The sequence below is a fragment of the Gammaproteobacteria bacterium genome (assembly GCA_017999615.1).
GTDB lineage: Bacteria > Pseudomonadota > Gammaproteobacteria > JAABTG01 > JAABTG01 > JAGNLM01.
In genome coordinates this window covers 719119-744101 of the sequence record JAGNLM010000001.1, presented here as the reverse complement: position 1 = coordinate 744101, position 24983 = coordinate 719119, and the positions used below count along the sequence as shown (strand labels likewise).

The following is a 24983-nucleotide window of genomic DNA, read 5'->3' as shown; positions in this document are numbered from 1 at the left end:
GTACTTCACCCCGCTCTCGACCTTGCCCTTGGTCTGCGCCCGGTACGCCCGGCACAGCCGCGGCTCGAAGCCCCAGTAGTCGGCGAAGGCCTTGAAGGTGCGGTTCCACACCACCCGGCCGTCCTCGCCGGGCTGACAGACGGTGCGCGGCCGGTCGTAGAGGTGCTCGCGGGTGTGGCCGCCGAAGTGCGCGAAGGCCCGCTCGTGGGCCTCCAGGAACTGGCTCAGCTGCTCGTTGGGGAAGCCCCCGTAGTAGGCCCGGCGCGAGAACCCGAGCGTCAGCACGAACAGGTGCATCTTCACCGGCCCCGAGCGAAAGCGCACCCAGCTCTCGCCCCAGTCGATCTGGCTCTGCACCCCGGGTGGGGTCTCGAAGCGCGTCACGGTCCCGGCGGCGGTCTGCTCGGCCACCCGCAGCGGGCGCACGAAGCGGCGCACGGTGGCGTAGCTGCCGCGGAAGCCATGGTGGCGGGTGAGCTCCCGGTAGAGGATCTCGGCCGAGTAGCGCACCTCGGGGGCACGCGTGGTGAGGAACGCCGCGTGCTCGGCGAGCAGCGTGTCCTCCCGGGGCGCCCGCTGGTACGGTTGCCACTCGGGCCCCTGCAGGCAGCGGCGGATGGTCTTGCGGTCGAGCTCGAAGCGCCGGGCCAGCGCGCTCACCGAGAGTCCTTCGGTCGCGGCGGTCACGCGGATCGCCTCCCACAGCTCACGGCGGATCATGGCGGTCTCCCCAGGCGGCTGCACCTGGGTGCCGATGGTCTCACTGCTCCGTCTTGCGTCTACGGTCATCGTCTACCCTCCTCGGAAAGGAGGGTGGGGAAAATTCAGTGACCACGGGTGGGGATTATTGGATGACCGCTGACACGCTGCCCGCGCTCGGTGCAGTAAAGAGAAACCCCGGCGCGGTCGGCAGCACCGCACGCAGCGTTGCAGTGAGCAGGGCTGCGAGCATCACCCCGCGATCGATCGGCCCGACGAACGGAAAGTCCTTGAACGGAAACCAGAGCGCGTCGATGGCCGCGCGCAGTTGCTCGACGCTCGGGTGCAAGGGGATCGCGGGCTGCTCGGGCTCGTTCAGGATCAGCAGCAACCCGGTTTGTGGGTCATGACCGTCGCGATCGAGCACGCGGGCATCGAGGGTCAGGACCGGCGCGGTCAGCACCGCCCGCAGCTTGGGGAGCCCGTAGCTGCCGCGCATCGCTAGTACGCGCTTGGCCAGATCGAGCGGGCAGTCGACGGCGTACCAGTTGCGGGCGCGCTGGCTCAGCCGCTCGAAGTTGATCAGTGCACTCAGATGCACGGTCAGCCATTCGGCGGTCACCGGATAGACCGTGCCGCGCGGACTCACATGCACGAGCTCACCACCGCGGTCGAACGCGGTGCCGTCGAGCCGCATCAGGTCGAGTACGCTGCGCACCAACCGGTGCAACTCGCCGCCGACCAGGCGCAGCGTGCGTGCAGGGCGATGTAGGGTGTAGCGCGTGCCGCCGTGTGCGTGACTATAGATATAGGGGCGACCGGCATTGCGCAGGTTGATCCACGCGATGCGCGCATCGTGCTGGTAGTCGGGCTCCAGCGGATCGGCGCAGCGGCGGTTGTGATAGCGCTCCGGATCGTCGAGCATCGCGCCGACACTGACGCGCTCGCCGTCATCGAGCACCAGATCGAAGTCCCCCATCAGGCGCTTGTCGCGCACCGCGCGCAGCAGGAGCTTGCGACCGCTCTCTGCATCCGCTTGCGGATGGCGGCGCTGCCAACTCGTCAGACGTTCCTCGACCCAGGCTGCATGGGCAAGGCTCACTTCATGCTGAAGATCGGGCTCCAGTTCCAGTGCGCGCTTGAGCGCCGCGAGTTGGGCTCGCTCGGCCGCGCTGAGTTCGGCCAGGGTGGCGACCGTATCGATCGGCGGTGCATCATCGTTGACGATCACCGGATCACACAGGCGCTGCACCAGGGGCGGTTCGCACTGCGCACCGCCGCAGAAGTCCAGCCGCTCGGGTTGCCACACGGCTGCATCGACGACGGTGCGTTCGAGCAAGGCGCCCGAGCGCGAGACATCGAAGCGGCCGTGACCCGCGAGCCACAGTCGATCAACCAGCACTTGGCCTGCCCGGGGGATGTCGGTCGCGTCGGCGACGACGATGTAGAGGCGTTGCCCCGTGATCCCGTGCAGGACTTCGCCCGTCTCAGTGTTCTCGATGCACGACGAGGCCGACGGACGCCACAGGTGCGGGGCGTGTTGCAGTTGCGGCCACACGGCGTACAGGAGCTCGCGCCACGCCTGCGGGGCGAGTGCTTCGCATCCCGGGGCAGGGTCGTAATCGAGCATCATCAGGCCCGGGCCAGCAGGCCAGTCAAAGTGTTCGCGGGTGCGAGAGACGATCGGCTGCTCGCAAGGGCGATGGAGGAGATTCGGGTGATGGGCCTCGCGCTTGGGGACGATGCGAACGGTTGCGAATCGGGTGATGCCGAAAGCGGCGGCGTTGGCAGGGGTGAGTGCGGTCAGGACCGAGGCGAACTCGGCCAGGCTCGTCACCGCCACTTGCCGCGCCCGTCCGCTGACCAACACGCCACCCGGCTCACGGGTCAGCGTGCCGTCGGCGGCGAGGCGAAAGGCCTTCGAGAGTCGCCGCGGTTGCTGCGCGTGAAACACGGTGAAGCGGATCGGCTGTGCGCTCGGGACGGTCATGAGCACTCCTCGTCGGAGAGCCGCGCCTTGAACCAGTCGCCGGTAATCTGGATGCAGTAGTACTCGCGCCCCGGCCCGGAAGCGTTGCGATCGGGCACGATCCAGAGTTTCTCGACGGGGTCGTAGGTCCAGGCGCCGACGCCAAAGAGCGCATCCAGGAACCGCGGCATACCCCCGTTGGCCAGCGCGCGTTGTACCTCGCGCTTGAAGTACCGTACGCGACGACGAGAGGGGGAAGCGGGGCCGCTCACGAACGGGCTTCCTGACACGGCCGCGCGACGAGCCCTTGGGCTTCACACGCCTGGACGGCTTCGAGCGGATACAGCACGCGGCCGACGACGCGCAGGAAGTGCGGTCCAGTCCCCCGGCGGCGCCAGCGCTCCAAGGTCTTCTCGCTGATCTGCCAGCGGGCCGCGAGCTGTTGCGGGGTGAGATGCATTGCTGTCCTCCTGAGGGTGGTGATCACTGACCGACCGGCCCCTCGATGGGGCTCGGCGATCCGTCGTGATGCTCATGGAGTGACAGTATGGGAGATTGAAAATCGAGGAAAAGGTCGCGTATTCAATGGATTGCCGCTGATGGCCGACCTTCTCCCCTGACCTCCGCTAAAACACGTTATTTCTCGATCGGGCCCGAACTCGGCGCTTGCATGCGGAGCGCAAGCCCCTTTCGTGCTCGCCTTCCCAGCCCGGCTCAAGGGTGGGTTTGTAGGATTAGGGGGGTGTTTCCATCCTTACGCGAGCGATTTGGCAGATGGCATTTATATAGAGCAGGGGGAAGTAAACCCACTAAAGTCACCAAACCCCCCTTCTGTGCCGGAGGCAAGGATCTTCAGGTGCCCGAGCGCGGCGCCCGCCACCGCAGCCCATGCAAAAGGGGTCCTTCCCGCCCGAATCGCCATGCGGGGGGCGCGAGCGCAGAATTTCGCCACCGTCCGACTATAAAACAAGGTTTGCAGGGTTTGCGGTTCGCACCTGGCAGTGTGTGGGCAAGGGGGGCGAAAGCCCGGTCAGCGCGGGCCTGCGCGGGATGGCCGCAACGCGGAAGGTGCGAACCTTGGTGCGTACCCGGTTCGCAGGTTTGCACCCCGGCCAAGCGAAAAACGGCCAGGAAAGAAAACTCAATGCTGGCGCGGGTTTGCAGCCGATTCGCTGGCTGGGTTGCAGAAATCGGCCCACGAGCCTTTGCGCACCGTCTGACGCATCGGACACAGGTTGTCGTAACTTTCCGTGAGGCGCGCACACGCGCACGCGTATAGAGAGTTACGTGGAGCTGTGTCCGATGCGTCAGACACGCCGGGGTATCCGCAGGGCCTCAAGAAACTGGACACCCTTGGCGGCAGATCAAACCACCCTGTACACCCGTTCGCCGGATTCATTGTGCGCCAAGACCACGTTCAGGCCCAGCTTCTTGCGCAGCATCCCGGAGATGGCTCCGCGCACGGTGTGTTGTTGCCAGCCGGTGGCCAGCATCAGTTGGAGACTGGTCGCGCCTTGCGGGCGGCGTAGCGCCATCACCAGTGCGGCCAGCTTGGTGCCAGGGCGGATTGGGATGCCCTCCAGAACTTGGAAGTCGTCGGTGGCGTCCATCGGCTGGACGTCATCCGGCGGCATGGGCCGTTGCTGGCCGATGGCCGCGTAGCCCGCGTCGGTCATGACGTGGCCGCTGTCGGCAGGCTCGATCCACCCGCGCTGCAGCAGTGAGGTCAGCACCTTGACCCGTGCGCCGCCGCGCAGCGTGTCGGGCGGGATCACTCGCCCATCAGGACGGCGGGCGGCAGTGCGGAGCAGCAGGCTTTGGGCCGGGGAGAGTTTGAGCAGGGTCTCCATCATGGCCTCCGTCACTTGGCCTGGCCGTCGAAGATCGCCAGAAGGTCATCCAGCGCCTGATCCACCCGCCCGAGGTCCCCGACGTGGCCCCAGTGGATGGCGTCAGGGTCATGGCCGAAGTGGTCGCCGGCCAGTTGCTGTAGCCGGGCGAACTTGATGTAGATGGCTGCGGCGCGGGCGAGATAGGCGTCGATGGCGGTGGTCTGGGTGGTCATGGTGGGCTCCGGGTTGATGGATGACGCCACCATTCACGCGCTGAACGATCAAGAAGCCAAGCTGCTGTTCAATCAATCCCGATCAAAGTACAATATTTCTTGTGATTGCATTGAAAATCTTCTAATCTATGGCAATTTTGCTGGCTTGGCTAGGCAATGCTGACCTGCGCGCTGGGGAGGCCGGAGGCTCCGATGAGCAAGGGCCCATCTTGGGCGCGCTCCAGGCGTTCCCCTTTGATGCATTGCACCTGCTGTCCGATCACAGCATCCAGAAGACCCGTGCGTACGCCCAGTGGGTTGGACGGCAGTCGTCAGTGCCGGTGACGTCACATCAAGCCAAGCTCACCAGTCCAACCAGTTTTGAAGAGATCTTCCGTGCTGCCGTCGGCGTGATCGAGGAAGTCAAGCGTGCTTCACCTTTTGGCGACCTAGTGTTTCATCTGAGCCCAGGCACTCCGGCCATGGCAGCCATCTGGCTGCTGCTTGCCAAGACTCGGTACGCTGCAAAACTGATCGAGTCTTCGCGGGAGCACGGTGTCAAAGAGGTCAGCATTCCCTTTGAGTTGTCGGCCGAGTTTGTGCCTGTTGCTGACAAGCAGGCAGATGAGGCTCTGACTCGCCTGATGATGGGCGTGCCGCCCGAAAGTCCAGCTTTCACTGCAATCGTCCACCGCTGCGCTGCAATGAAACGCACCGTGGCGATGGCGCATCGCTTGGCGGTTCGCGATGTGCCCGTGCTCATCCAGGGCGAATCCGGAACCGGAAAAGAGTTGTTCGCGCGCGCTATCCATCAGGCCAGTCCACGCAACGCAAAGCCGTTCGTCGCAGTCAACTGTGGCGCTATCCCTCAAGAACTGGTTGATGCAGAACTGTTCGGCCATGAGAAGGGCGCATTCACCGGCGCTACCGCAGCTCGGGCTGGTTACTTCGAGTCGGCCGATGGCGGCACCCTGTTCCTCGATGAGATCGGCGAACTGCCGCTGGCATCTCAAGTCAGGCTGCTGCGGGTCTTGCAGGAGCGTGAAGTTACCCGTGTCGGCGCCACACGGGCCAAGCCCATCGATATCCGCGTTATCGCCGCCACGAATCGAGTCCTGCCCGATGAGATCAGGGAGGGTCGATTCCGGGAAGACCTTTTCCACCGCTTAGCCGTAGGGGTGCTGCTCCTGCCCCCTCTGCGCCAGCGTGAGGGTGATCTCAACATGCTGATCGACTCGATGCTGGCCTCCATCAATGCCGAGGCTGCGTCGCAGCCGGGTTACAAGCACAAGAAATTAGATGTTTCCGCAAGAAACCTTCTGATTCAGCACTCTTGGCCTGGTAACGTTCGGGAACTCCACAACACACTGCTGCGTGCCAGCATTTGGGCCGTGGGCGACAAGATCACCACGCAGGACGTGGCCGAGTCTTTGGCTGTAACGGTCGCTCCAAAGGCTGACACCATCCTCGGCCGCCCTCTGGATCAGGCGATTTCACTGCCGGACATCATTGGAGACGTCGCGCGCCACTACCTTGAGCGCGCCATGGCTCAGACGCACGGCAATAAGTCCGAGGCCGCCCGAATCCTTGGGATTGGCAGCTATCAGACCCTTAGTAACTGGCTTCAGAAATACGGAGTTGGCTAGTTGGCACGGCATGTGCTTATAGCCTGTCACTAACAAAAAAATTTGTAATCATGGAGTACTGACTTGAACGCCCAGAACAAAGAAACCGACGCACGCATCCTGATCGACGATCAGCTGCGCGCTGCCGGCTGGAATCCGGCAGACAAGTCCCAGGTGCTCACCGAGGTCAAAGTCGCAGGCGGTCATTTCGTGGCCGAGCTGGGGGCGCAACCCACTGTTTTCAGCACGTCGGATGGCGACGCCATTCCTACAGGCCGTGCCGACTATGTCTTGCTGGACGAGCGTGGTCGCCCGTTGGCCATCATTGAGGCCAAAAAGCAGGCCATTCAGCCCTACACCGCCAAGCAGCAAGCGCTGCCCTACGCCAAGCAAATCGGTGCGCCGTTCATTTTCCTCACCAACGGCGAACTGATCTATTTCTGGGACTACCAGAACGACGATGCCCGCATCGTCAACTCCTTCTTCTCCCGGCGCGACCTGGAGCGTTTGGTTCACATGCGTGCCGAACGCAAGCCACTGGCCACGGTGCCGATCCCGGACACCTACATGCGCCAGGGTGAGACGCGCTCCCTGCGCCCCTACCAGAAGGAGGCCATGCAGGCGCTTGACCGCACGGTTGAACTGGGCAAGCGTCGCTTCCTGATCGAGTTGCCCACTGGTTGCGGCAAGACCGATCTGATCGCGCTTTACCTCAAGCGCCTCGTGCAGGCTGGGCAGGCCGAGCGCGTCCTGTTCCTGGTCGACCGCGATCAGCTTGCCAAGCAGGCCATCGAGGCCATTCAGGATTTGCTCCCCGGCTATTCCAGCTATTGGCTCAAGCCCGGAATGGTCCGGCAGGAAAAGCAGGTTACCGTGTGCCTGCTGCAAACCATGATTGGCCGCTATCACGAGTTCACCAGCGGCTACTTTGATGTGGTCGTGATGGACGAATGCCACCGTTCCATCTACGGCGCGTGGCAGGCTGCGCTTTCGCACTTCGATGCACTGCACATCGGCCTCACCGCCACCCCGGCCATTTACATCGAGCGCAACACGTTCCAGTTCTATCACTGCAAGGACGACACGCCAGACTACTCCTACCCGATCCAGGAGGCCTTCAAGGAAGGCTTTCTCGTGCCCTACAAATTCGCCACCGGCATCACCACCTTGGTGTCCGAAGGCGCCAAGGTCGATGAGGAGCACTACGATCCAGCCGAGTTCGAGCGCAAGTGGACCAACGAGGCCAGCAACAGGCTGATGATGGAGGAGTTCGACCGACTGGCCTGGCAGAGCTACAAGGAGTTGGCGCCGGGACAAAAGAACGGTCCTGGTAAGTCGGTAGTGTTTGCGATCACCAAGCACCACGCGGCACGGCTGGCGCAATACCTGAATGACCTGCATCCCGAGCACAAGGGTCGCTACGCCGAGGTCATCACTTCTGACGTGGCCAATGCAGACGACCTGATCCGCCGCTTCAAACAGGAAGATCTGCCCATGGTCGCAGTCAGCGTGGGCATGCTCGACACGGGCTTTGATTGCCGCGAGGTGCTGCATCTTGTGATGTGCCGCCGAGTGCGTAGCCCCATCCTCTATCAACAGATGCGTGGGCGTGGCACACGTACAGCACCGCACATCGGCAAAGAGAAGTTCGTCATTTACGACTTCTTCCGCAACCACGAGTATTTCAACGACTCGGACACCGACATCTTCTCCGGCAGCAGTGGCGGTGGTTACGCACCCAAGCCCAAACAACCGGGTGGCAAGACGCCGCGGGAGCTGATTGAGCTTGGCCTAGAAGACGAATGGCTGGACGCAGTCCACTACATCGAGGTGGGTCCGGACGGCGAGCGCGTCGACAAGCGCGATTACGTGACAGATTGGGAAACCACCGTCCAGCAGGAGGCGGAGGCCGATCCCATCATCGCCAAGGTCAAAGCGGGCGATGCGCTGTCGGAAGAAGAAGAGGCTCAACTCGCCCAGCGCCTGAACCAACCGCAGCGTTACTTCAATGAAGACAACCTGCGCCGGGCCTACCGCAACCCGGGTGGCAACTTGGTGGACTTCATCCGCGCCGCGCTGGGCATGCTCAAGATCAAGAGCCGCGAGGAGCGCGTGGAGGATAACTTCCGCGCTTGGCTCGTGGCCAAGAACCTTACCCCCGAGCAGGCGCAATATCTTGCGCTGCTCAAGAACCGTGGCTTGGTGAAAGGCAAGGTTTCGCTCGACGACCTGTTCGCCCCGCCGCTGTCCATTCTCAACGCCGCCAACATCGGCATCGAACTGTTTGGCGAGCAGGGTCTGCGCAACGTGATGGACGAGATCAACCAATCCGTCCTGGTGGCGTAGCGCCGATCGAAATTAGGAAAAAGACATGAATCACCAATTACGCCGCAAGCTCGATCACATCACCGACATCCTCTGGGCAGGCGGTGTGACGAACCCGGTCACCTACATCGAACAGATCTCCTACCTCATCTTCCTGAAGCTGCTAGACGAAGAGGAGTCCGACCGCGAGCTGCGCGCTCGCCTTGGTGCCACCGGCGGCAACGCCGCGCTACTTTATCCCGCACAGTCCGAGCGCTACCGTTGGAGTAACTGGCGCTTTAAGAGCGGTACCGACCTGCGCGACTTCATCCGCGACGAAGTCTTCCCTTACATGGCTTCGCTGGCTAAAGACGAGCCCGAGGTGGCGGAATACTTCCGCGACGCGGTCTTGGAAATCGTCGACCCCAACGTGCTGAAGCAGGTGATCGACGAGTTGGACGGATTCGAATTCCGCAAGCTTGGCCCGGATGTGAAGGGTGACATCTTCGAATACCTGTTGGTGCACTTGGGCTCCAGTTCGCTCAACGGACAGTTCCGCACGCCGCGTCAGATCCGTGCATTTATGGTCGAGATGGTTGACCCGGACATCGGCGATTCGATGTTCGACCCTGCGATGGGCACTGCCGGTTTCCTGATCGATGCTGTGGACTACCTGCTGGCCAAATATTCTGATCACATCAGCGAATACCCCATCTATGGCGAGGACTGGCTAGAGAAGAAGGGTAAGTCGCTGGCTGAGCTGAAGGCTGAAATCCCACGCCTGCAAACCTACCGCAAGGGCGCGGGCGAAAAAATTCCGGATTGGAGCCTGCTCGAAGCATCGGTGTACGGCACCGATGTGTCGCGCCAGATGTTGCGCATCAGCATGATGAACCTCGTGCTGCACGGCATCCGCCACGCCAAGCTCAAGCGCGCCAACTCGCTCTCCGACATGGGCGGCCTGACCGAGGACGATCTGCGGCGCCGCTACAAAGTCATCTTGGCCAACCCGCCCTTCGCAGGCCAATTGCCCAAGGACTCCATCCGCGCCGACTTGCCCACCAACAGCAAGAAAAGCGAACTGCTGTTCATGTCACTGATGATGCAGCACCTTGCGCCCGGTGGCCGCTGTGCGGTGGTAGTGCCCGAAGGGCTGTTATTCGGCTCCACCGGGGCGCACGTGGAACTGCGTAAAAAGCTGGTTCACGACTTCGACCTGCTGGCCGTCGTCAGCCTGCCAGCTGGCGTCTTCAAGCCTTACGCCGGAGTAAAGACCGCCGTGCTGGTGTTCCGCAAACCAGCCTCCGAAGCCGCCAAGCGCCTGGACAAGGTCTGGTTTTACGAGGTGCGCAATGACGGTTACGACCCGGACAAGATTTCCGGTGGCGGCCGCGTGGAAACGCCTGAAAAGAATGATATTCCCGACCTGCTCGCGCAGTGGAAGGCTTACAAGGCCAGTGGCTACACCATCCCGCCGGGGCTGGAGGCCAACACCCTGCTGGCACACGGCAGTAAGGAGCCCACCTGCTGGTGGACCACCCGCGAGAAGCTGGCCGAGGGCGACTACAACCTGGGTGCCGGTCAATGGAAACCACGCGTCGCGGAAAAGACCAGCGATTTAGATCCTAGTGAGCTGGTTGCCGAGGTGCTGGGTGACTACCGCAAGGTGGTAGCAGGGTTGGAGAAGTTGCTGGAGGAGTTGCCACGATGACATGGCTTACCGCACCACTGCGTAAGGTCGCTCCGCCCGTCACAGCGCAAATCGCCTTCGCGCCTGACGACCAAGTGTGGCAACTCTCACTGGATCAGATCGAAAGCGAATCCGGTGAAATTGTCGAAAAGCGCTATGCCGCAGCCTCAGATGCTGGGACATCGACGTTCAACTTCGACACGGGTAATGTGCTCTATTCGAAGTTGCGGCCCTATTTGAACAAAGTGGCGGTTCCTGACGAAGCAGGAATTGCCACCACTGAGTTGATTCCATTGCGCCCGGACCCGAAAACGCTAAATCCTCGTTTTCTGGCGTATTACCTGCGCTCCCCCGGATTCGTAAATCAGGCGTCACACCACGTTGCTGGAGCCAAGATGCCGCGCGTGGTCATGGATTGGTTCTGGGCGCATGAGGCACCGATTCCGTCGCCAAGAGAGCAATCTCGCATTGTCGAACTTCTCGACGAAGCCAACCGTCTGCGCCGCCTGCGTCGCGAAGCCGACGCCAAGGCCGCCCGCATCCTGCCTGCACTGTTCCTCAAGATGTTCGGCGACCCTGCGACGAATCCGATGGGATGGCCAATGAAGCCGCTTGGCGATCTAGCCGATCAGCGGCCTGAGTACGGCGCAAATGCCAGTGCTTGTCCAAGAAAAGGTGTCATGCCTCGCTATGTGCGAATCACCGATATTCGGGACAATGGAACTCTCTCTGAAAAAGAGAGCGTTTCCCTCGATTCCGATGATTGGCGGCGATACCTGCTGCACGACGGCGATGTACTCTTTGCAAGAAGTGGTAATACCGTGGGCAAGACGTACATATATCGTCCGGATGATGGTCCATGCGCATTTGCAGGGTACCTGATTCGGTTCCAATTCCGATCTGGAGCAGTTGACCCGTGGTTCGTCTTTGGGGTGACTCGAACGGCTTATTACCGAGGCTGGGTTGAATCGCATAAACGTGTTGCAGGGCAGCCCAACATCAATGGCCAAGAGTATTCCGGCCTTTTGACTCCTGAGCCCCCTCAACCGTTGCAACAGAAGTTTGGCAAGCTGGCTAAGGAAATTGAGCAGGTGCTCACAAAAGCTGATAGCGCAGCAGAGCAGTTGGAAGCCACGTTTTCCACTTTGCTACTACACGCCTTTTCCGGCCAACTCACCGCCCAATGGCGGGAGGGCCATTTGCGGGAACTGTTGGCAGAGATGGCCCAACAGGCCCGCGCGCTGAATCTGCCAATGCCAAAGGAACTGGAGGCACTGCCATGACTCGCCGCCTTCAAGCCCTGCGCGTGGGCAACTTCAAGGCCTTTGCTGATACCCAGCGCATCCCACTCAAGCCGATCACGCTGATCTTCGGCCCCAACAGCGCCGGCAAGTCCAGCTTCATTCACAGCCTTGCGCTGGCGCACGAAGCACAGTTCGGTCGAGAAAAGCGCAGTCTGGCCCGTCTGGACGTCCACCACACGGACGTGGGCGGCAGCGCCATTGACCTTGGCGGCTTTCGTCAGTACGTGCACCGTGGGCAACTGAACAAGCGCGTGGAATGGGGTGCTGAAATCAAGGTGTCATCACTGGCCCAAGGCAAGGATCAGCGACTGGCACAACTGCTGGCCCCGGTCAGCAGCGTGGCCCTGAACATCGCCCTCGGCATTGAGTTGGACGATCAGGACCGCCCAAAGCCGGGTGCGGAGCCCCGGGTGGACTCCATCGAGATCACCGCCGACGGCGCTGAGTTGCTGCGCATGAGCCGCCGCCCAGCGACCTTGCGATCAGATGTCCACGCTGGTCACCTTCGTCTGGACCGCCTCGCCAGCGACCATGCCGTATTTCGCCAAGTACTGAAAGCCATCGTTGAGGCGCAAACCACGTCCGAAGAAATGCGCCCTGAAGATTTTGAAGGCGCCAATGAGGCCATCTCCTCACTGCTGCCGGAACTCGTGGTGCGCGTCGATCAGTTCCTCCCATCTAGTGTGGAACTGCCCAAGACCGACGGCGGCGATATCTCGCCAGTTAGTATGTTGTTCCCCGTCAGCAAGGGCAACCGTAAGGAAGACATCGCGCAAGCTGTCCGATTCGTCCTGCCCCGCACATTGAACGACTTAATTAAGGGACTGGCCGATGCGCTGGCCGACGATCTCAAGCAGCTGCAGTACCTTGGTCCGCTGCGCTCTTTCCCCCCACGCCATCTAGCCTTTGCCGAACATGAAGACGCCAATTGGTATGCCGGCGGCGGTTATGCCTGGGACGTCGTGCGTCGCGACGATGCTGTGCGGGAGGCCGTAAATGGCTGGCTGAGTTCCGATAAATTGAAGACGCCTTATCGGCTCGAAGTTGTCAAGCATTTCGCGCAGCCTGACGTGACTCAGTGGCTTGTCGATGCTGTGACAGAGCGCTACGTTGCATTGCACAACGAATCCAAGCGCCGCGATCCGACATATGCGCAACCAGGGCGCGGAGGTGGTACTGAGATCGACGAATGGTTGATGGAGGCGTTTGAAATAGGTTCCCGTAGGGAACTGGAGCCGGATGGCTCTGGCAGCGTCAGTGAGGAAGCCCTCGCTCAGCTTGCACTCACCCTGAGCGATGCATCAATTCTGAATGCACCCGAGCAAGAAGCGGAGTTTCTCGCAAATTCTCTCGCCCAACTTGCTACGGCGGCGAAATCTGGTGGGGTACTTGAAGAGTTGGTGCTGCGCGACGTCCGAAAAAACACAATCGTCACCCACCGCGATGTCGGTATTGGTATCTCTCAGGTCTTGCCAGTATTGGTGCTGGCCTATGGTTCGCGCGGGAAGCTATTGGCGATGGAACAGCCAGAAATCCACTTGCATCCGGCGCTCCAGGCCGAGCTGGGCGACGTTTTCATCGAGGCTGCGTTGCGCGAACGCAAGAACACATTCATCTTGGAGACCCACAGTGAGCATTTGATTTTGCGCCTGATGCGTCGAATCCGTGAAGGAAAGATAAGCCCCAATGACGTCGGAGTCGTCTTTGTTGAACCCTTGGCGCGCGGCAGCCGTTTCATTGAGCTGCGCATCGATGAAGAAGGCGACTTCATTGATGAATGGCCGGGCGGATTCTTCGAAGAGTCTTTCCATGAAAAATTCGGGGGGCGCTGAGAATGCTGGTGCCCTTCGTGATCGACGCTGACAGCCTTGCACCAGACCAGGCATGGACGCCTACACAGAAGCGTGCCTGTTACAACGGGCTACTCGATGTGTGGCAACGGACCGGATTGCTTGCGCACGATGGTGATTCCCTGCCTGCATCACGTTTGCACGAAGCTGTTCAGGCCTTACCGCAAAACGTCCGCCCACGCTGGCAAGAAGTGTTGGAGCGAGCTCCTCTACTAACCACGCCGCAGTGGAGTGGCAGTGTGTCGGCAGCAACACTTGGCGATTTCGCTAGTGTGGCGCAGTTGGCGTTGGTCGACGACACCCGTGCCGAGGTCGAGTTTGGGTTCGATGATGAGTGTGATGAGGCGCTGCGGCCGGGCAATGGCATTGATGTTTCAGTCTGCCGTCTTCTTGCCGTGGGACAAGCCAAGGCTTTTCAGGCTGCGACTACCTTGGCGGGCAAGCACATCGAAGCAGGAGATACGTTTCTGGCCACCTGGGATACGCGCTTCAAGGCCTTGGCAATCGCACCAATCAAACTTATAAGCGTCGTTGATCGGTATGCCATTGGTCAACACATGGCCTGCCCGCAGACCAGACTTTCGGGGCTTGAACGGTTCCTGCGGCTACTGGATACCGATGCCACCGGCCACCGGCACGTCACGATTTATTCCGCCTGGACTGCTGATCTGTCAGGAGAGAACAGGAAAACTATCGACGACATTGAGGCGGAACTGCGCGTGGTATTTGGCAAGTTACCGCGCAAAAATATCAAGCGAATAAAAGTTTTTATGGTTCCGAATACGGGCTTCCGCGATGACGGCCACGACCGGTTTGTTCGGTTTGGCGATTACGTCTGGGATATCGGGCTTGGCCTCGAGGTATTTGATGGCGCCTACTCTGCAAAACGATCATCCGCCGGATTCAAATCCGGTACGGCGATAGGTGGCTACAAAAGTGTCGAACAAGATCTCGCTGGAAATGGTGATACGAAGTCCAGGGAGATCAGATAAATGGCTGCTGAAGCGCTGACTAAACAGTTTCGAGAGTTGATCAACGACTGCACCCAGTCGCCCGTCGACGAACTGCTCATCAACCCCGACTGGGGAAAGATCAACTTCGAGAGCTGCCGTCCGGAGTTGGAACGCACGTACTCGATGCTGAACCAGTTCAAACTGCTGCCCTTGGATCTGCTGCCTGACGGACCAACGCAGCAAATCGTCAGTACGTTGCCGCCGATCAAGCAGAGCCTTGAGCAAATTCGGGCTTTCTCTATTGAGTCAGGCAACCCGACAGGAGCGCGCGATCAACTGGTTAACCAGGTCAAGAGCCAGGCCGACCAGTTCTTTACGGCGGCGCATTTGTACATTCCGTACCTCGCCTATCAGAAGGGTGATGTGCAGCGGAACATCAATGAGCTGACCCGCTCCGTTGAGGAGGCTGGGCAGTTGGTGGAGGGCACCAAAAAGGATATCGAGCAGCGGCGAGGGGAAATTGGTGACATCATCGTGGCTGCTCGTGAGGCGGCAGCCAGCGTTGGCGTCGCACATTTCACAGCGGACTTCAATGCCGAGGCGGATGCGCAGGACCTGAGCGCCGAGAAATGGCTCAAGACGACTGCAGGGTTGGCGGCAGTGACGATCCTGGCATCTCTGCTCATGGTCTTCGTTCCGGTCAAGCCAGATGCCACCACACCGCAAGTCATCCAGCTCTTTACTTCGAAGGTCGTGATTCTGGGCTTGCTTTTCACCGCAACGATCTGGTGTGGCCGTCTCTACAAGGCGGCACGGCACCAAAGCGCGATTAACAAGCATAGGGCAAATGCGCTGCGAACATTCCAGGCCTTCACCAAGGCGGCCAGCGACGATGCCGCTCGTAATGCGGTACTGATGGAAACCACCAAGTCGATTTTTGCCATCACGCCGTCCGGTTACTTGGAAAACGAATCGGCCCCTGATGGCGGGCTGAAGATCGTTGAGGTCGTGAAGCACGCCACCCAAGCCGTGGCGTCGGTGAAATAGGCAGGCCGCCTGTAGTCGTCTGCCCTCAGCAACCCGCACCAATGCTCATAAGCTCGGGAGGTCAGTCGGCACATGGTCAACCATCCGCCACCATCTACAAGGGCTCGGATGATCTCCGGGCCCTTTTTTTCGCCTGCGATCCCCGCACCACGCGGGGTTCCGGCCGTCTGTGCTGCGGGTGCGGGCTCGCCACGAAGCCCGGAATCGGCCACTTCCCGGGGCAGAGCCGTCTCTTTTCTCTGTTCGGCCTGCGGGTGGGCGCAGCGCCTGGCCTCGCAAAATCAACGACTTTCGCGCGGCGGTTCACCGTCAACCGTGGAGACCGGCCAACCATCGAACGGTACCGGCGGCATCCTCGTGCTCGCACAATAGGCACATTTACGTTACCATTTGCCTTGTGACCTACCAGATCAAAGAACTGCTGCTGGCCGATGGCGACAGCCCTTTCGGTGAGTGGTTCGGCTCGCTGGAAGCCGTGGCCGCTGCCAAGGTGCGAGTAGCCGTGAGCCGAATGGAGCAGGGCAACCTGTCCAACGTCGAGTGGTTCCGTGGCATCGGCGAATACAAGATCGACTGGGGTCCGGGGCTGCGCATCTACCTGGCCAAGGACGGCCTGAAGATCGTCATCCTGATCGGCGGCGGGACCAAGAAGCGTCAGCAGCAGGACATCGACCAGGCGGTGGCGCTGTGGGAGGACTACAAGCACCGCAAGGCATCAACCCACAAAGGAGCGAAGTGACATGGCACTGACCCGTGACTTCAAAGAGACCGTGGCCGCGCGCGTGCAGAGCGATCCGGCCTTCGCCGAAGCCCTGCTGGACGAGGCCATCACCCTGTTCGTCAACGGCGAGCCGGAGTCCGCCAAGCTGATCCTGCGCGACCTCGTCAACGCCACCGTGGGCTTCGAGGCGCTGGCCGATGAGATCCACAAGCCGGCCAAGAGCCTGCACCGGATGCTGTCGAAGTCGGGGAACCCGACCATGACCAACGTGTCCGCGATCTTCGCCGCCATCAAGCGCGCCCTGAAGGTCGAGGTGCGCGCCCAGGTCGTGATGGCCTGAATTGGGCTCAGGGCTAAGGTGCCCCGATGGAGGAAAAGAACGAGACATCGCCTGACCGGGTGCGCATCACATTGCGGATGACGCCCCAGCAGCGGGACCGACTCCGCCGCGCGGCGGATGCGGCGGCGCTGGGCGTGGCCACCGAGACGGCCGTGTTCAAGCACCTGTTCGCCCGCTGGTGCGCGCAGAACGTGCGCTTCTCGTACTGGCACGGCAAGCGCGAACACAAGGTCGATCTCGTCGCCGAAGTCGGTGGCGAACTGATCCCCTTCGCGGTGAAGTACCGCGTCCAGCACACCGGCGCGCGCGAGCTCAAGGGCCTGATCGAGTTGTGCCAAGCCAAGCGAATCGCGCGCGGCTATGTCGTCACAAAGTCGCTGGACGACTTCGGGCCGATGCCGGGTTTGCCGGTGTCTACCGCCGAATCGGCACCGGGCGCAACGACGTCGGCCACGCAGATCATGCGCATTCCCGCGCCACTGCTCTGCTATTGGATAGGCGCGACCGAACTTCCCGGGGATGCGGAATGAAGCTGGCCGCGCGACAATTTGCTTGCTAGCGTTCTTTTTTGCGTACCCAGCCGGGGTGGGGGATTCACAGGTGGGGGAAGTCTGCGCTGGCCATCCGGGCTCTGGCGCGCCCGTACGGACACGGTCAACAAAAGGACAGAAACGATGCTGAGCTCCATTCTCGCCATCAGCCTGGGCGCTTCCATGGGTGCCGTTACGCGCTGGTTGCTCGGCACTTCGCTGAACGCTGTCTTTCCCACCATCCCGCCCGGAACCGTGGCCGCCAATCTCCTGGGCGGCTACCTGATCGGCGTGGCGCTTGCCATTTTCGCCAACCATCCGGGCATCGCGCCTGAATGGAGACTGCTAATCATCACCGGGTTCCTGGGCGGCATGACAACCTTCTCGACCTTCTCGGCGGAAGTCACCACGCTCATCCAACAGGGCCGACTGATCTGGGCAATGACCGCAATCGGTATCCACGTCGTTGGCTCGCTCGTGATGACTTTGCTCGGGCTCTGGACTGTGGCCCTGCTGAAGCGCATTTGAGGAGACGAACGTGCAAGGCTATCAATTGACATTCTTCACGCAGCAGGATCGTCGTCACGGCAATCTTCCTCTGGGCGAGTGGCTGATCCACGAGGCACGCAAGCTCGGGGTGGCTGGCGCCACATTGATCGCTGCCACGGAGGGTTTCGGTCATGACCGCAAGTTGCACTCGGCGCACTTTTTCGACCTGGCAGAGCAGCCCATCGAGATCGTGATGGCCATCAGCCAGGAGGATGCGAGTCGCCTGTTCGAGAAACTGCGCGAAGAGAGTATCAACATCTTCTACATCAAGACTCCGATCGAGTTCGGCATGACCGGGGAGGTTTGATTCCAGAGCCGCCCGCGGCATGGGCGTCGACCACGGCATGGGCGTCGGCCGCGGCATGGGCGTCGGCCGCGGAATCCCTGCGAGCGCCCAAGCGGTCTGAGGCTGGGTGGTCCATCAGTCTCTGGCAAGATACTAATTCACGTTAATCGCATTCTCCCCCAGGTGCTATTCTTCTGGGCGGAAGGCCCGGGCACGAGGGGAAGTCCCGTACCCCCCCTCCCCTGCGGCCGAGCCCCTCCAGAGGTCCACACCAGGCGGGAGGAAACGATGGCCATCGACGTCAACCGACGGCAGTTCCTGAAGCTGACCGGCGCCGGACTCGGGAGCTCCAGCGCCGCCATGCTGGGGTTCGCACCGGGGCCAGCGCTCGCGCAAGTTCGCGCTTACAAGCTCACGCGGGCCACCGAGGTGAGGAACACCTGCCCCTACTGCTCCGTGGGATGCGGGTTGCTCATGTACTCGCTCGGCGACAGGGCGAAGAACGCCAAGCCCGAGATCATCCACATCGAAGGCGACCCGGACCACCCGGTGAACCGCGGCACGCTCTGCCCGAAAGGCGCGGCGCTGCTCGACTTCGTGCACAGCCCCAACCGGCTCAGGTACCCCGAGTACCGCGCCCCCGGCTCCAACCAGTGGCAGCGGATCTCGTGGGGCGACGCGTTCGCCCGGATCGCGCGGCTGATGAAGGACGACCGGGACAAGAACTTCACGACCCGGACCGCGGAGGGCCTGACGGTGAACCGCTGGCTCACCACGGGCCTGCTGGCGGCCTCGGCCTCCAGCAACGAGTCGGGCTACATCACGGGCAAATTCGTCCGCTCCCTGGGGCTGCTGGCGGTCGACAATCAGGCGCGCATCTGACACGGCCCGACGGTGGCAAGTCTTGCCCCGACGTTCGGCCGCGGCGCGATGACGAATCACTGGGTCGACATCAAGAACGCCAACGTCATCCTGATCATGGGCGGCAACGCCGCCGAGGCCCACCCCTGCGGGTTCAAGTGGGTCACGGAGGCGAAGGCGCACAACCAGGCGAAGCTCATCGTGGTCGACCCGCGCTTCACGAGAAGCGCGGCGGTCGCCGATCTCTACGTACCGATCCGGGCGGGCACCGACATCGCCTTCCTGGGCGGGGTCATCCACTACCTGCTCGCGAACGACAAGATCCAGCACGAGTACGTCAAGGCCTACACCGACGCGACGTTCCTCGTGCGCGAGGACTTCCGCTTCGAGGACGGGCTGTTCACCGGCTACGACGCCGGGAAGCGCGCCTACGACAAGGCGACCTGGAACTACCAGCTCGACGAGAACGGCCACGCGCGGGTCGACGAAACGCTGCAGGACCCGCGCTGCGTCTTCAACCTGATGAAGGCGCACTACGCGCGCTACACGCCGGAGAAGGTGAGCGAGATCACCGGCACGCCGAAGGACCAGTTCCTGAAGGTGTGCGAGTGGATCGGGTCGACCGCTCCGGCGAACCGGGTGCTCACGATCCTGTACGCACTCGGCTGGACCCAGCACACGGTCGGATCGCAGAACATCCGCACCATGGCGATGGTCCAGCTCCTGCTCGGCAACATCGGCATGGCGGGCGGCGGCGTCAACGCCCTGCGCGGGCACTCCAACATCCAGGGCCTCACCGACGTCGGCCTGCTCTCCAACTCGCTGCCCGGTTACCTGACGCTGCCGGGCGAGAAGGAGCAGACACTCGAGGCGTACCTCGCGGCCCGGGCGCTGAAGCCGATCCGGCCGAACCAGATGTCCTACTGGCAGAACTACCCGAAGTTCTTCGTCAGCCTGATGAAGTCCTGGTACGGCGACGCCGCGACGCGGGAGAACGAGTTCGGCTACGCCTGGCTGCCGAAGCTCGACAAGACCTACGACGCTCTGCTGTTCACCGAGATGATGCACCAGGGCAAGGTGAACGGGTGGATCTGCCAGGGCTTCAACCCGCTCGCCTCGCTGCCGGAGAAGGCGCGCGTCGCCGACGGGCTGGCGAAGCTGAAGTACCTGGTCGTGATCGATCCGCTCGCGACCGAGACCTCGACCTTCTGGGAGAACCACGGGGACCTGAACCCCGTCGACCCCCAGAAGATCCAGACCGAGGTCTTCCGCCTGCCCTCGACCTGCTTCGCCGAGGAGGACGGCTCGCTCGTGAACAGCAGCCGCTGGCTCCAGTGGCACTACAAGGGCGCGCCGGCGCCGGGCGAGGCCCGGCCCGATGCGGAGATCATCGCGGGGATGTTCCTCGCGCTCCGGGAGCTGTACCGCAAGGAAGGGGGCACCCTCCCCGACCCGATCCTGAACCTCGCCTGGAAGTACGCGGTCCCCGAGTCACCCGCGCCCGATGAGCTGGCGAAGGAGTTCAGCGGCAAGGCGCTCGCGGACCAGGCCGATGCCAGGGACCCCACGAAGGTCCTGCTGAAGGCGGGGCAACAGGTGGACGGCTTCGCCCAGCTCAAGGACGACGGCAGCACCGCCTGCGGCTGCTGGATCTGGACCGGGGCCTGGTCGGAGAAGGGAAACCTGATGGCGCGCCGGGACAACGCGGACCCGAGCGGGCTCGGCAACACGCTCGGCTGGGCCTTCTCCTGGCCAGCCAACCGCCGGGTGCTCTACAACCGCGCGTCCTGCGACCCCTCCGGAAAGCCGTGGGACCCGAAGCGCCGGCTGATCGCCTGGGACGGCGCCCGGTGGTCCGGGTTCGACGTCCCGGACTTCAAGGTCGACGCCGGTCCCGACAGCGGGATGAACCCCTTCATCATGCTGCCGGAGGGGGTGGCACGGTTCTTCGGCCGCGGCGCGATGGCCGAGGGCCCCTTCCCCGAGCACTACGAGCCGTTCGAGACGCCCATCGGGACGAACCCCATGCACCCGAAGGTCGTCAGCAACCCGGTGGCCCGCGTATTCCCGGAGGTCTGGAACACCTTCGGCAAGGCGGACCAGTTCCCCTACGTCGCCACCACCTACCGGCTCACCGAGCACTTCCACTTCTGGACCAAGCACGCGGTCATCGACGCCATCCTGCAACCGGAGATGTTCGTCGAGATCGGCGAGGAGCTCGCCCGCGAGAAGGGGGTGAAGAACGGTGACAAGGTGAAGGTGACCTCGAAACGGGGGTGGATCACGGCGGTCGCGGTGGTAACCCAACGAGTGCGCTCCCTCGACGTCGCAGGCAAGCGCGTGCACACGGTCGGCATCCCGCTGCACTGGGGCTTCAAAGGCGTGACCCGGCCGGGCTTCCTGGCCAACACGCTCACCCCTTACGTGGGCGACGCCAACGTCCAGACGCCGGAGTACAAGGCCTTCCTGGTCAACCTGGAAAAGGCCTGAGGAGGACACCCATGGCACTGCAATCACTCGACATCGAGCGACGCTCGGCCACCACGGTGCCACCTCCCGGCGTCCGTACGCCCGCGGAGGTGGCGAAACTCATCGACATCTCGAGGTGCATCGGCTGCAAGGCCTGCCAGGCGGCCTGCCTGGAGTGGAACGACCTCAGGGACGAGATCGGGGTCTGTCACGGCACCTACGACAACCCGACGGACCTGAGCGCGAAGTCCTGGACCGTAATGCGCTTCCACGAGGCGCAGACCGCAGACGGCCGTCTCGAGTGGCACATCCGCAAGGACGGCTGCATGCACTGCGCCGACCCGGGCTGCCTGAAGGCCTGTCCGTCGCCGGGCGCCATCGTCCAGTACGCGAACGGCATCGTGGACTTCCACTCCGAGCACTGCATCGGCTGCGGTTACTGCCTCATGGGCTGCCCGTTCCACATCCCGCGGCTCTCGCAGGAGGACAACCGGGCCTACAAGTGCACGCTCTGCTCGGACCGGGTCGCGGTGGGGCTCGAGCCCGCCTGCGTGAAGAGCTGCCCCACCGGCTGCATCGGCTTCGGCTCCAAGGAGGACATGGTCCACATCGCCGCCGGGCGGGTCGCCGAGCTGAAGGAGCGGGGCTTCGCCCACGCGGGGCTCTACGACCCGCAGGGGGTGGGCGGCACGCACGTGATGTACGTGCTGCCGCGTGCCGACCAGCCGGAGCTCTACAGCGGCCTGCCGAAGGACCCGACCATCAGCCCGTGGGTCCAGCTGTGGAAGGGCATCGCGAGGCCCATCGGTCTCGCGGCCCTCGGTCTCGCGGCCCTCGGCGGGTTCCTCTTCTACGTGAAGAGCGGGCCCGAGGAGGTCCATGAGGAGAGCGAGCCCGGCCCCGGCGGCCCGGGTGGCGTACAGCCGCCGACGGGCGGGAGGTGAGCCATGACGACACGCAACGACCGGATCGAACGGTACACGGGGAGTCAGCGCACCGCCCACTGGGTCACGGCCATCTCGTTCCTCGTGCTCACGCTCTCGGGACTCGCCCTCTTCCACCCGGCGATGTCCTGGCTCGCCAACCTGCTCGGCGGCGGCCAGTGGAACCGGATCCTGCACCCCTTCATCGGGGTGCTGTGGCTCCTGGTGTTCGCCCGCTTCGCCCTGCCGCTCATGGGCAGCAACGTGATCACCGGCGCTGACCTGAAGTGGCTCGCCCGCGTGCGCCGCGTGCTCGCTCACGACGCGTCGGGGATCCCGCCGGTGGGGAGATACAACGGCGGCCAGAAGGTGCTGTACTGGGTCCTGCTGCTGGGGATGCTCGTGCTCCTCGCCTCGGGCGTCGTGATCTGGGAGCCGTACTTCGCCGAACAGTTCACGGTGGAGCAGCGGCGGATCGCGGTGCTGGCCCACGCGCTCACGGCCTGGGTGCTCATCCTCTCCATCATCGTCCACGTGACCGCGTCCATCTGGACCGCGGGCTCGTTGACCGCGATGATCCGGGGGAAGGTCAGCCGCGCCTGGGCGAAGCACCACCACCCGGGGTGGTACCGGGAGGTGACCCACGAACGGTGAGGTGCTCCTCCCCGAGCGTACCGCCCTCTTCGCCCGGCGGGCGTCGCGCCTGCGCCATCTCGCGCAAGGTCACGCCCTGGGCGACTACCTGCGCTTCCTGGCCTCCCTCGCGGAGGCCCAGCAGGCGGCGCTGGACGCCTTTCCCGAGGTCCCCCTGCCGACGGAGCGGGACCTGGCGCTCGCCCGGGGGCACGGCCTGCCGCCACTCTCAGCCGCGAGCTGGCCGCGCGCGGAGGCCTGGCGCGACGCGTTACGGCAGATCCTCGCCCGGGCCCGGGAGCCGGCCGATCTGCCCGGGGCCGCCCGGCTCGCCATCGACCGCTTGGCGGCGCTGGGAGAGAATGCGATCGAAGAGGTCGCGGCCCATCTCCTCGCCGGCGACCTCGAGGCCGTCGAGCCCGCCTACGTGCCCCTCGTCGCCGCGGCCCTGCAGGTCTACTGGGTCCACCTGACCACCACCCTCGGGGCTGGCGCCTTCCCCCGCGTCGAGCCACCGAGCCTCTGCCCCGCCTGCGGGTCCCGGCCCCTCGCGAGTGTCGTGCTGAGCGGCGGGGAGACCCACAGCCTGCGCTATCTGGTGTGCCCCCTCTGCGCGAGCCAGTGGCACCTGGTCCGCGCCAAGTGCGTCGCCTGCGACTCGGCGAAGGACCTGGCGTACTACGCCCTGGAATCCGAGGCTCCCCACCCGGTCCCCCCGGTCCATCCGGTACCGGCGGCCGACGCGCGCTCCGAGCGACGCGAGGCCGCGCGCCGCCGTCCGGCGGTGCAGGCCGAGGCCTGCGAGGGGTGCCGCACCTACCTCAAGATCCTCCACGTGGAGCGAGACCCGGGCCTCGAGCCAGCCGCCGACGACCTGGCATCCGTCGCCCTGGACCTGCAGATGACCGAGGCGGGCTACACCCGATTCGGCGGGAATCCGCTGCTCACGCCCGGCCCCGGCTGAGACCCCGCCCGGGTCCGGGCGCCGCGCCCGGAGGCGCTCAGTCGAGGACGAGCGACTTCAGGGCCTTCGCGTCGTCCCGCACCTTCTTGCGAAGGTCGTCCGGCAGAGCGATCAGACCCTTGTCCGCGAGATAGCCTTCGGGGCCGAACGCCTTGTCACTCGTGAATTCCGCGACGAACTCGCGCACGCCCGGGATCACGTCCGCATGGACCTTCTTCACGTAGAAGTACATGGAGCGCGCGACCGGATACTTGCCGGAAGAGATCGAATCGTAGTCCGGGGCCACGCCGTCGATCCGCGCGCCCTGGATCTTGTCCCCGTTCTGGTCGAGAAAGCTGTAGCCGAAGACGCCGTACGCGTTGGGATTGGCCTCGAGCTTCTGCACGATCAGGTTGTCGTTCTCGCCTGCCTCGATGAAGGCACCGTCCTCACGGATGGCCTTGAACGCGGCCTCGAAGGCCTTCTTGTCGGTCTTCTCGAGCCCCGCGCAGACGGGCACCTTCTTGCAGCCGCCCTCCATCGCGAGCTCGACGAAGGCGTCGCGCGTGCCCGAGGTCGGCGGCGGCCCGAGGACCTCGATCTTCTTGTCGGGAAGCTCGGCGTTCACCTCTTTCCAGGTCCTGTAGGGGTTCTGGACCATCTGGTCGCCGCCCTTCGGATCGGGCACGACCTTGGCGAGGGCGAGATAGATGTCCTTCAGGCTCAACTGGATGGGTGCGCTCTTCTTCGAGTTCGCGAACACGATGCCGTCGTAGCCGATCTTCACCTCGGTGATGTCGGTGACGCCGTTCTTGGCACAGGTCTCCACCTCACCTTTCTTGATCCGGCGCGAAGAGTTCGTGACGTCGGGGTGCTGCACGCCGACGCCCTCGCAGAACAACTTGATGCCACCGCCCGAACCGGTCGATTCGACCTTCGGGGTCTTGAACTTCGATCCCTTGCCGAAGCGCTCCGCCACCGCGGTGGAGAATGGGAACACGGTCGAGGAACCGACGATGTAGATGTAGTCGCGAGAGATCTGGGCCTGGTTTACGGGCGCCCAGAGGACGGCGGCGATGGCCGTCGCGATGAGAGTGGTGTTCTTGCGCACGATGAAACCTCCCGATGTCCGTTCTGAAGTCGAGGATGCACCACCGCCTGGGGCGCCATCGGCAGCCGGGGCGGTGTCTGCTGCGGGGGATTATGACGTGCGGGATGTTACGGCTTCGTGTCAGGAGCGAGA

Annotated in this window: 22 protein-coding genes and 2 pseudogenes; 17 read left to right on the top strand and 7 right to left on the bottom strand. The window is 63.1% G+C overall.

The window, feature by feature from the left end:
* From istA to KA217_03230, 6 genes are all read right to left on the bottom strand, one after another.
* The coding region (istA, locus tag KA217_03255) for an IS21 family transposase (GenBank protein ID MBP7711469.1) at window positions 1-789 on the bottom strand (789 nt) is incomplete at its 3' end.
* Window positions 790-844: 55 nt separating this feature from the next.
* A complete protein-coding gene (locus KA217_03250) occupies window positions 845-2689 on the bottom strand; it encodes a hypothetical protein (GenBank protein ID MBP7711468.1) in 1845 nt (614 codons plus the stop codon).
* Window positions 2686-2940 carry a hypothetical protein gene (locus KA217_03245; protein MBP7711467.1) on the bottom strand — a complete coding sequence of 85 codons (255 nt, stop codon included), beginning with the start codon at window positions 2938-2940 and terminating at the stop codon, window positions 2686-2688. Before KA217_03245 ends, KA217_03250 begins: the two co-directional genes overlap by 4 nt.
* Complete coding sequence (locus tag KA217_03240; protein MBP7711466.1) at window positions 2937-3128, bottom strand: helix-turn-helix domain-containing protein; 192 nt, start codon at window positions 3126-3128, stop codon at window positions 2937-2939. The genes KA217_03245 and KA217_03240 overlap by 4 nt, the downstream gene beginning before the upstream one ends.
* 904 nt (window positions 3129-4032) lie before the next feature.
* Window positions 4033-4509, bottom strand: coding sequence for a DUF3489 domain-containing protein (locus tag KA217_03235; protein ID MBP7711465.1), 477 nt, complete (start codon window positions 4507-4509; stop codon window positions 4033-4035).
* A gap of 20 nt (window positions 4510-4529) precedes the next feature.
* Entirely contained in the window at window positions 4530-4766 is a 237-nt protein-coding gene (locus tag KA217_03230) for a hypothetical protein (GenBank protein ID MBP7711464.1), read from the bottom strand.
* 95 nt (window positions 4767-4861) lie between these two features.
* On the opposite strand from KA217_03230, the gene KA217_03225 reads away from it, so the two are divergent.
* From KA217_03225 to fdhE, 17 genes and pseudogenes are all read left to right on the top strand, one after another.
* The gene (locus tag KA217_03225) at window positions 4862-6358 is read left to right on the top strand and encodes a sigma 54-interacting transcriptional regulator (protein MBP7711463.1); all 1497 of its coding nucleotides are present in this window, start codon (window positions 4862-4864) and stop codon (window positions 6356-6358) included.
* 63 nt (window positions 6359-6421) lie between these two features.
* On the top strand, window positions 6422-8683 hold the full coding sequence (locus KA217_03220; protein MBP7711462.1) for a DEAD/DEAH box helicase family protein: 2262 nt from the start codon (window positions 6422-6424) through the stop codon (window positions 8681-8683).
* Between the two features lie 25 nt (window positions 8684-8708).
* Complete coding sequence (locus KA217_03215) at window positions 8709-10352, top strand: SAM-dependent DNA methyltransferase (protein MBP7711461.1); 1644 nt, start codon at window positions 8709-8711, stop codon at window positions 10350-10352.
* Complete coding sequence (locus tag KA217_03210; protein ID MBP7711460.1) at window positions 10349-11614, top strand: restriction endonuclease subunit S; 1266 nt, start codon at window positions 10349-10351, stop codon at window positions 11612-11614. Before KA217_03215 ends, KA217_03210 begins: the two co-directional genes overlap by 4 nt.
* A pseudogene (locus KA217_03205) lies at window positions 11611-12675 on the top strand (AAA family ATPase). The gene KA217_03210 and the pseudogene KA217_03205 overlap by 4 nt, the downstream one beginning before the upstream one ends.
* A gap of 156 nt (window positions 12676-12831) precedes the next feature.
* Window positions 12832-13467 carry an AAA family ATPase gene (locus KA217_03200; GenBank protein MBP7711459.1) on the top strand — a complete coding sequence of 212 codons (636 nt, stop codon included), beginning with the start codon at window positions 12832-12834 and terminating at the stop codon, window positions 13465-13467.
* A 2-nt stretch (window positions 13468-13469) separates the two neighbouring features.
* The gene (locus KA217_03195) at window positions 13470-14477 is read left to right on the top strand and encodes a hypothetical protein (GenBank protein ID MBP7711458.1); all 1008 of its coding nucleotides are present in this window, start codon (window positions 13470-13472) and stop codon (window positions 14475-14477) included.
* The gene (locus KA217_03190) at window positions 14478-15485 is read left to right on the top strand and encodes a hypothetical protein (GenBank protein MBP7711457.1); all 1008 of its coding nucleotides are present in this window, start codon (window positions 14478-14480) and stop codon (window positions 15483-15485) included.
* 397 nt (window positions 15486-15882) lie between these two features.
* Window positions 15883-16224 carry a type II toxin-antitoxin system RelE/ParE family toxin gene (locus KA217_03185; GenBank protein ID MBP7711456.1) on the top strand — a complete coding sequence of 114 codons (342 nt, stop codon included), beginning with the start codon at window positions 15883-15885 and terminating at the stop codon, window positions 16222-16224.
* 1 nt (window position 16225) lies between these two features.
* Window positions 16226-16546, top strand: a complete 321-nt coding sequence (locus KA217_03180; protein ID MBP7711455.1) for a transcriptional regulator — start codon at window positions 16226-16228, stop codon at window positions 16544-16546.
* Between the two features lie 122 nt (window positions 16547-16668).
* A pseudogene (locus tag KA217_03175) lies at window positions 16669-17076 on the top strand (ATP-binding protein).
* 144 nt (window positions 17077-17220) lie between these two features.
* Window positions 17221-17604, top strand: a complete 384-nt coding sequence (gene crcB / locus KA217_03170; GenBank protein ID MBP7711454.1) for a fluoride efflux transporter CrcB — start codon at window positions 17221-17223, stop codon at window positions 17602-17604.
* Between the two features lie 10 nt (window positions 17605-17614).
* Window positions 17615-17932: a DUF190 domain-containing protein gene (locus KA217_03165; GenBank protein ID MBP7711453.1), complete on the top strand. Its 318-nt coding sequence runs from the start codon at window positions 17615-17617 to the stop codon at window positions 17930-17932.
* Window positions 17933-18205: 273 nt separating this feature from the next.
* Complete coding sequence (gene fdnG, locus KA217_03160; protein MBP7711452.1) at window positions 18206-21262, top strand: formate dehydrogenase-N subunit alpha; 3057 nt, start codon at window positions 18206-18208, stop codon at window positions 21260-21262.
* 11 nt (window positions 21263-21273) lie between these two features.
* Window positions 21274-22185 carry a formate dehydrogenase subunit beta gene (gene fdxH / locus KA217_03155; GenBank protein MBP7711451.1) on the top strand — a complete coding sequence of 304 codons (912 nt, stop codon included), beginning with the start codon at window positions 21274-21276 and terminating at the stop codon, window positions 22183-22185.
* A 3-nt stretch (window positions 22186-22188) separates the two neighbouring features.
* On the top strand, window positions 22189-22818 hold the full coding sequence (locus tag KA217_03150; GenBank protein ID MBP7711450.1) for a formate dehydrogenase subunit gamma: 630 nt from the start codon (window positions 22189-22191) through the stop codon (window positions 22816-22818).
* Between the two features lies 1 nt (window position 22819).
* The gene (gene fdhE / locus KA217_03145) at window positions 22820-23761 is read left to right on the top strand and encodes a formate dehydrogenase accessory protein FdhE (GenBank protein MBP7711449.1); all 942 of its coding nucleotides are present in this window, start codon (window positions 22820-22822) and stop codon (window positions 23759-23761) included.
* Window positions 23762-23798: 37 nt separating this feature from the next.
* Here the strand turns inward: fdhE and KA217_03140 are convergent, their stop codons facing one another.
* Window positions 23799-24851, bottom strand: coding sequence for a substrate-binding domain-containing protein (locus tag KA217_03140; GenBank protein MBP7711448.1), 1053 nt, complete (start codon window positions 24849-24851; stop codon window positions 23799-23801).
* Window positions 24852-24983 lie beyond the last annotated feature (132 nt).

What these genes read in the sequence shown, in the direction of transcription:
- KA217_03250 (MBP7711468.1), bottom strand. Translation starts at nt 2,689, where the DNA reads ATGACCGTCCCGAGCGCACAGCCGATCCGCTTCACCGTGTTTCACGCG.
- KA217_03240 (MBP7711466.1), bottom strand. Translation starts at nt 3,128, where the DNA reads ATGCATCTCACCCCGCAACAGCTCGCGGCCCGCTGGCAGATCAGCGAG.
- KA217_03230 (MBP7711464.1), bottom strand. Translation starts at nt 4,766, where the DNA reads ATGGTGGCGTCATCCATCAACCCGGAGCCCACCATGACCACCCAGACC.
- KA217_03225 (MBP7711463.1), top strand. Translation starts at nt 4,862, where the DNA reads ATGGCAATTTTGCTGGCTTGGCTAGGCAATGCTGACCTGCGCGCTGGG.
- KA217_03215 (MBP7711461.1), top strand. Translation starts at nt 8,709, where the DNA reads ATGAATCACCAATTACGCCGCAAGCTCGATCACATCACCGACATCCTC.
- KA217_03210 (MBP7711460.1), top strand. Translation starts at nt 10,349, where the DNA reads ATGACATGGCTTACCGCACCACTGCGTAAGGTCGCTCCGCCCGTCACA.
- KA217_03200 (MBP7711459.1), top strand. Translation starts at nt 12,832, where the DNA reads ATGGAGGCGTTTGAAATAGGTTCCCGTAGGGAACTGGAGCCGGATGGC.
- KA217_03195 (MBP7711458.1), top strand. Translation starts at nt 13,470, where the DNA reads ATGCTGGTGCCCTTCGTGATCGACGCTGACAGCCTTGCACCAGACCAG.
- KA217_03190 (MBP7711457.1), top strand. Translation starts at nt 14,478, where the DNA reads ATGGCTGCTGAAGCGCTGACTAAACAGTTTCGAGAGTTGATCAACGAC.
- KA217_03180 (MBP7711455.1), top strand. Translation starts at nt 16,226, where the DNA reads ATGGCACTGACCCGTGACTTCAAAGAGACCGTGGCCGCGCGCGTGCAG.
- crcB (MBP7711454.1), top strand. Translation starts at nt 17,221, where the DNA reads ATGCTGAGCTCCATTCTCGCCATCAGCCTGGGCGCTTCCATGGGTGCC.
- fdxH (MBP7711451.1), top strand. Translation starts at nt 21,274, where the DNA reads ATGGCACTGCAATCACTCGACATCGAGCGACGCTCGGCCACCACGGTG.
- KA217_03150 (MBP7711450.1), top strand. Translation starts at nt 22,189, where the DNA reads ATGACGACACGCAACGACCGGATCGAACGGTACACGGGGAGTCAGCGC.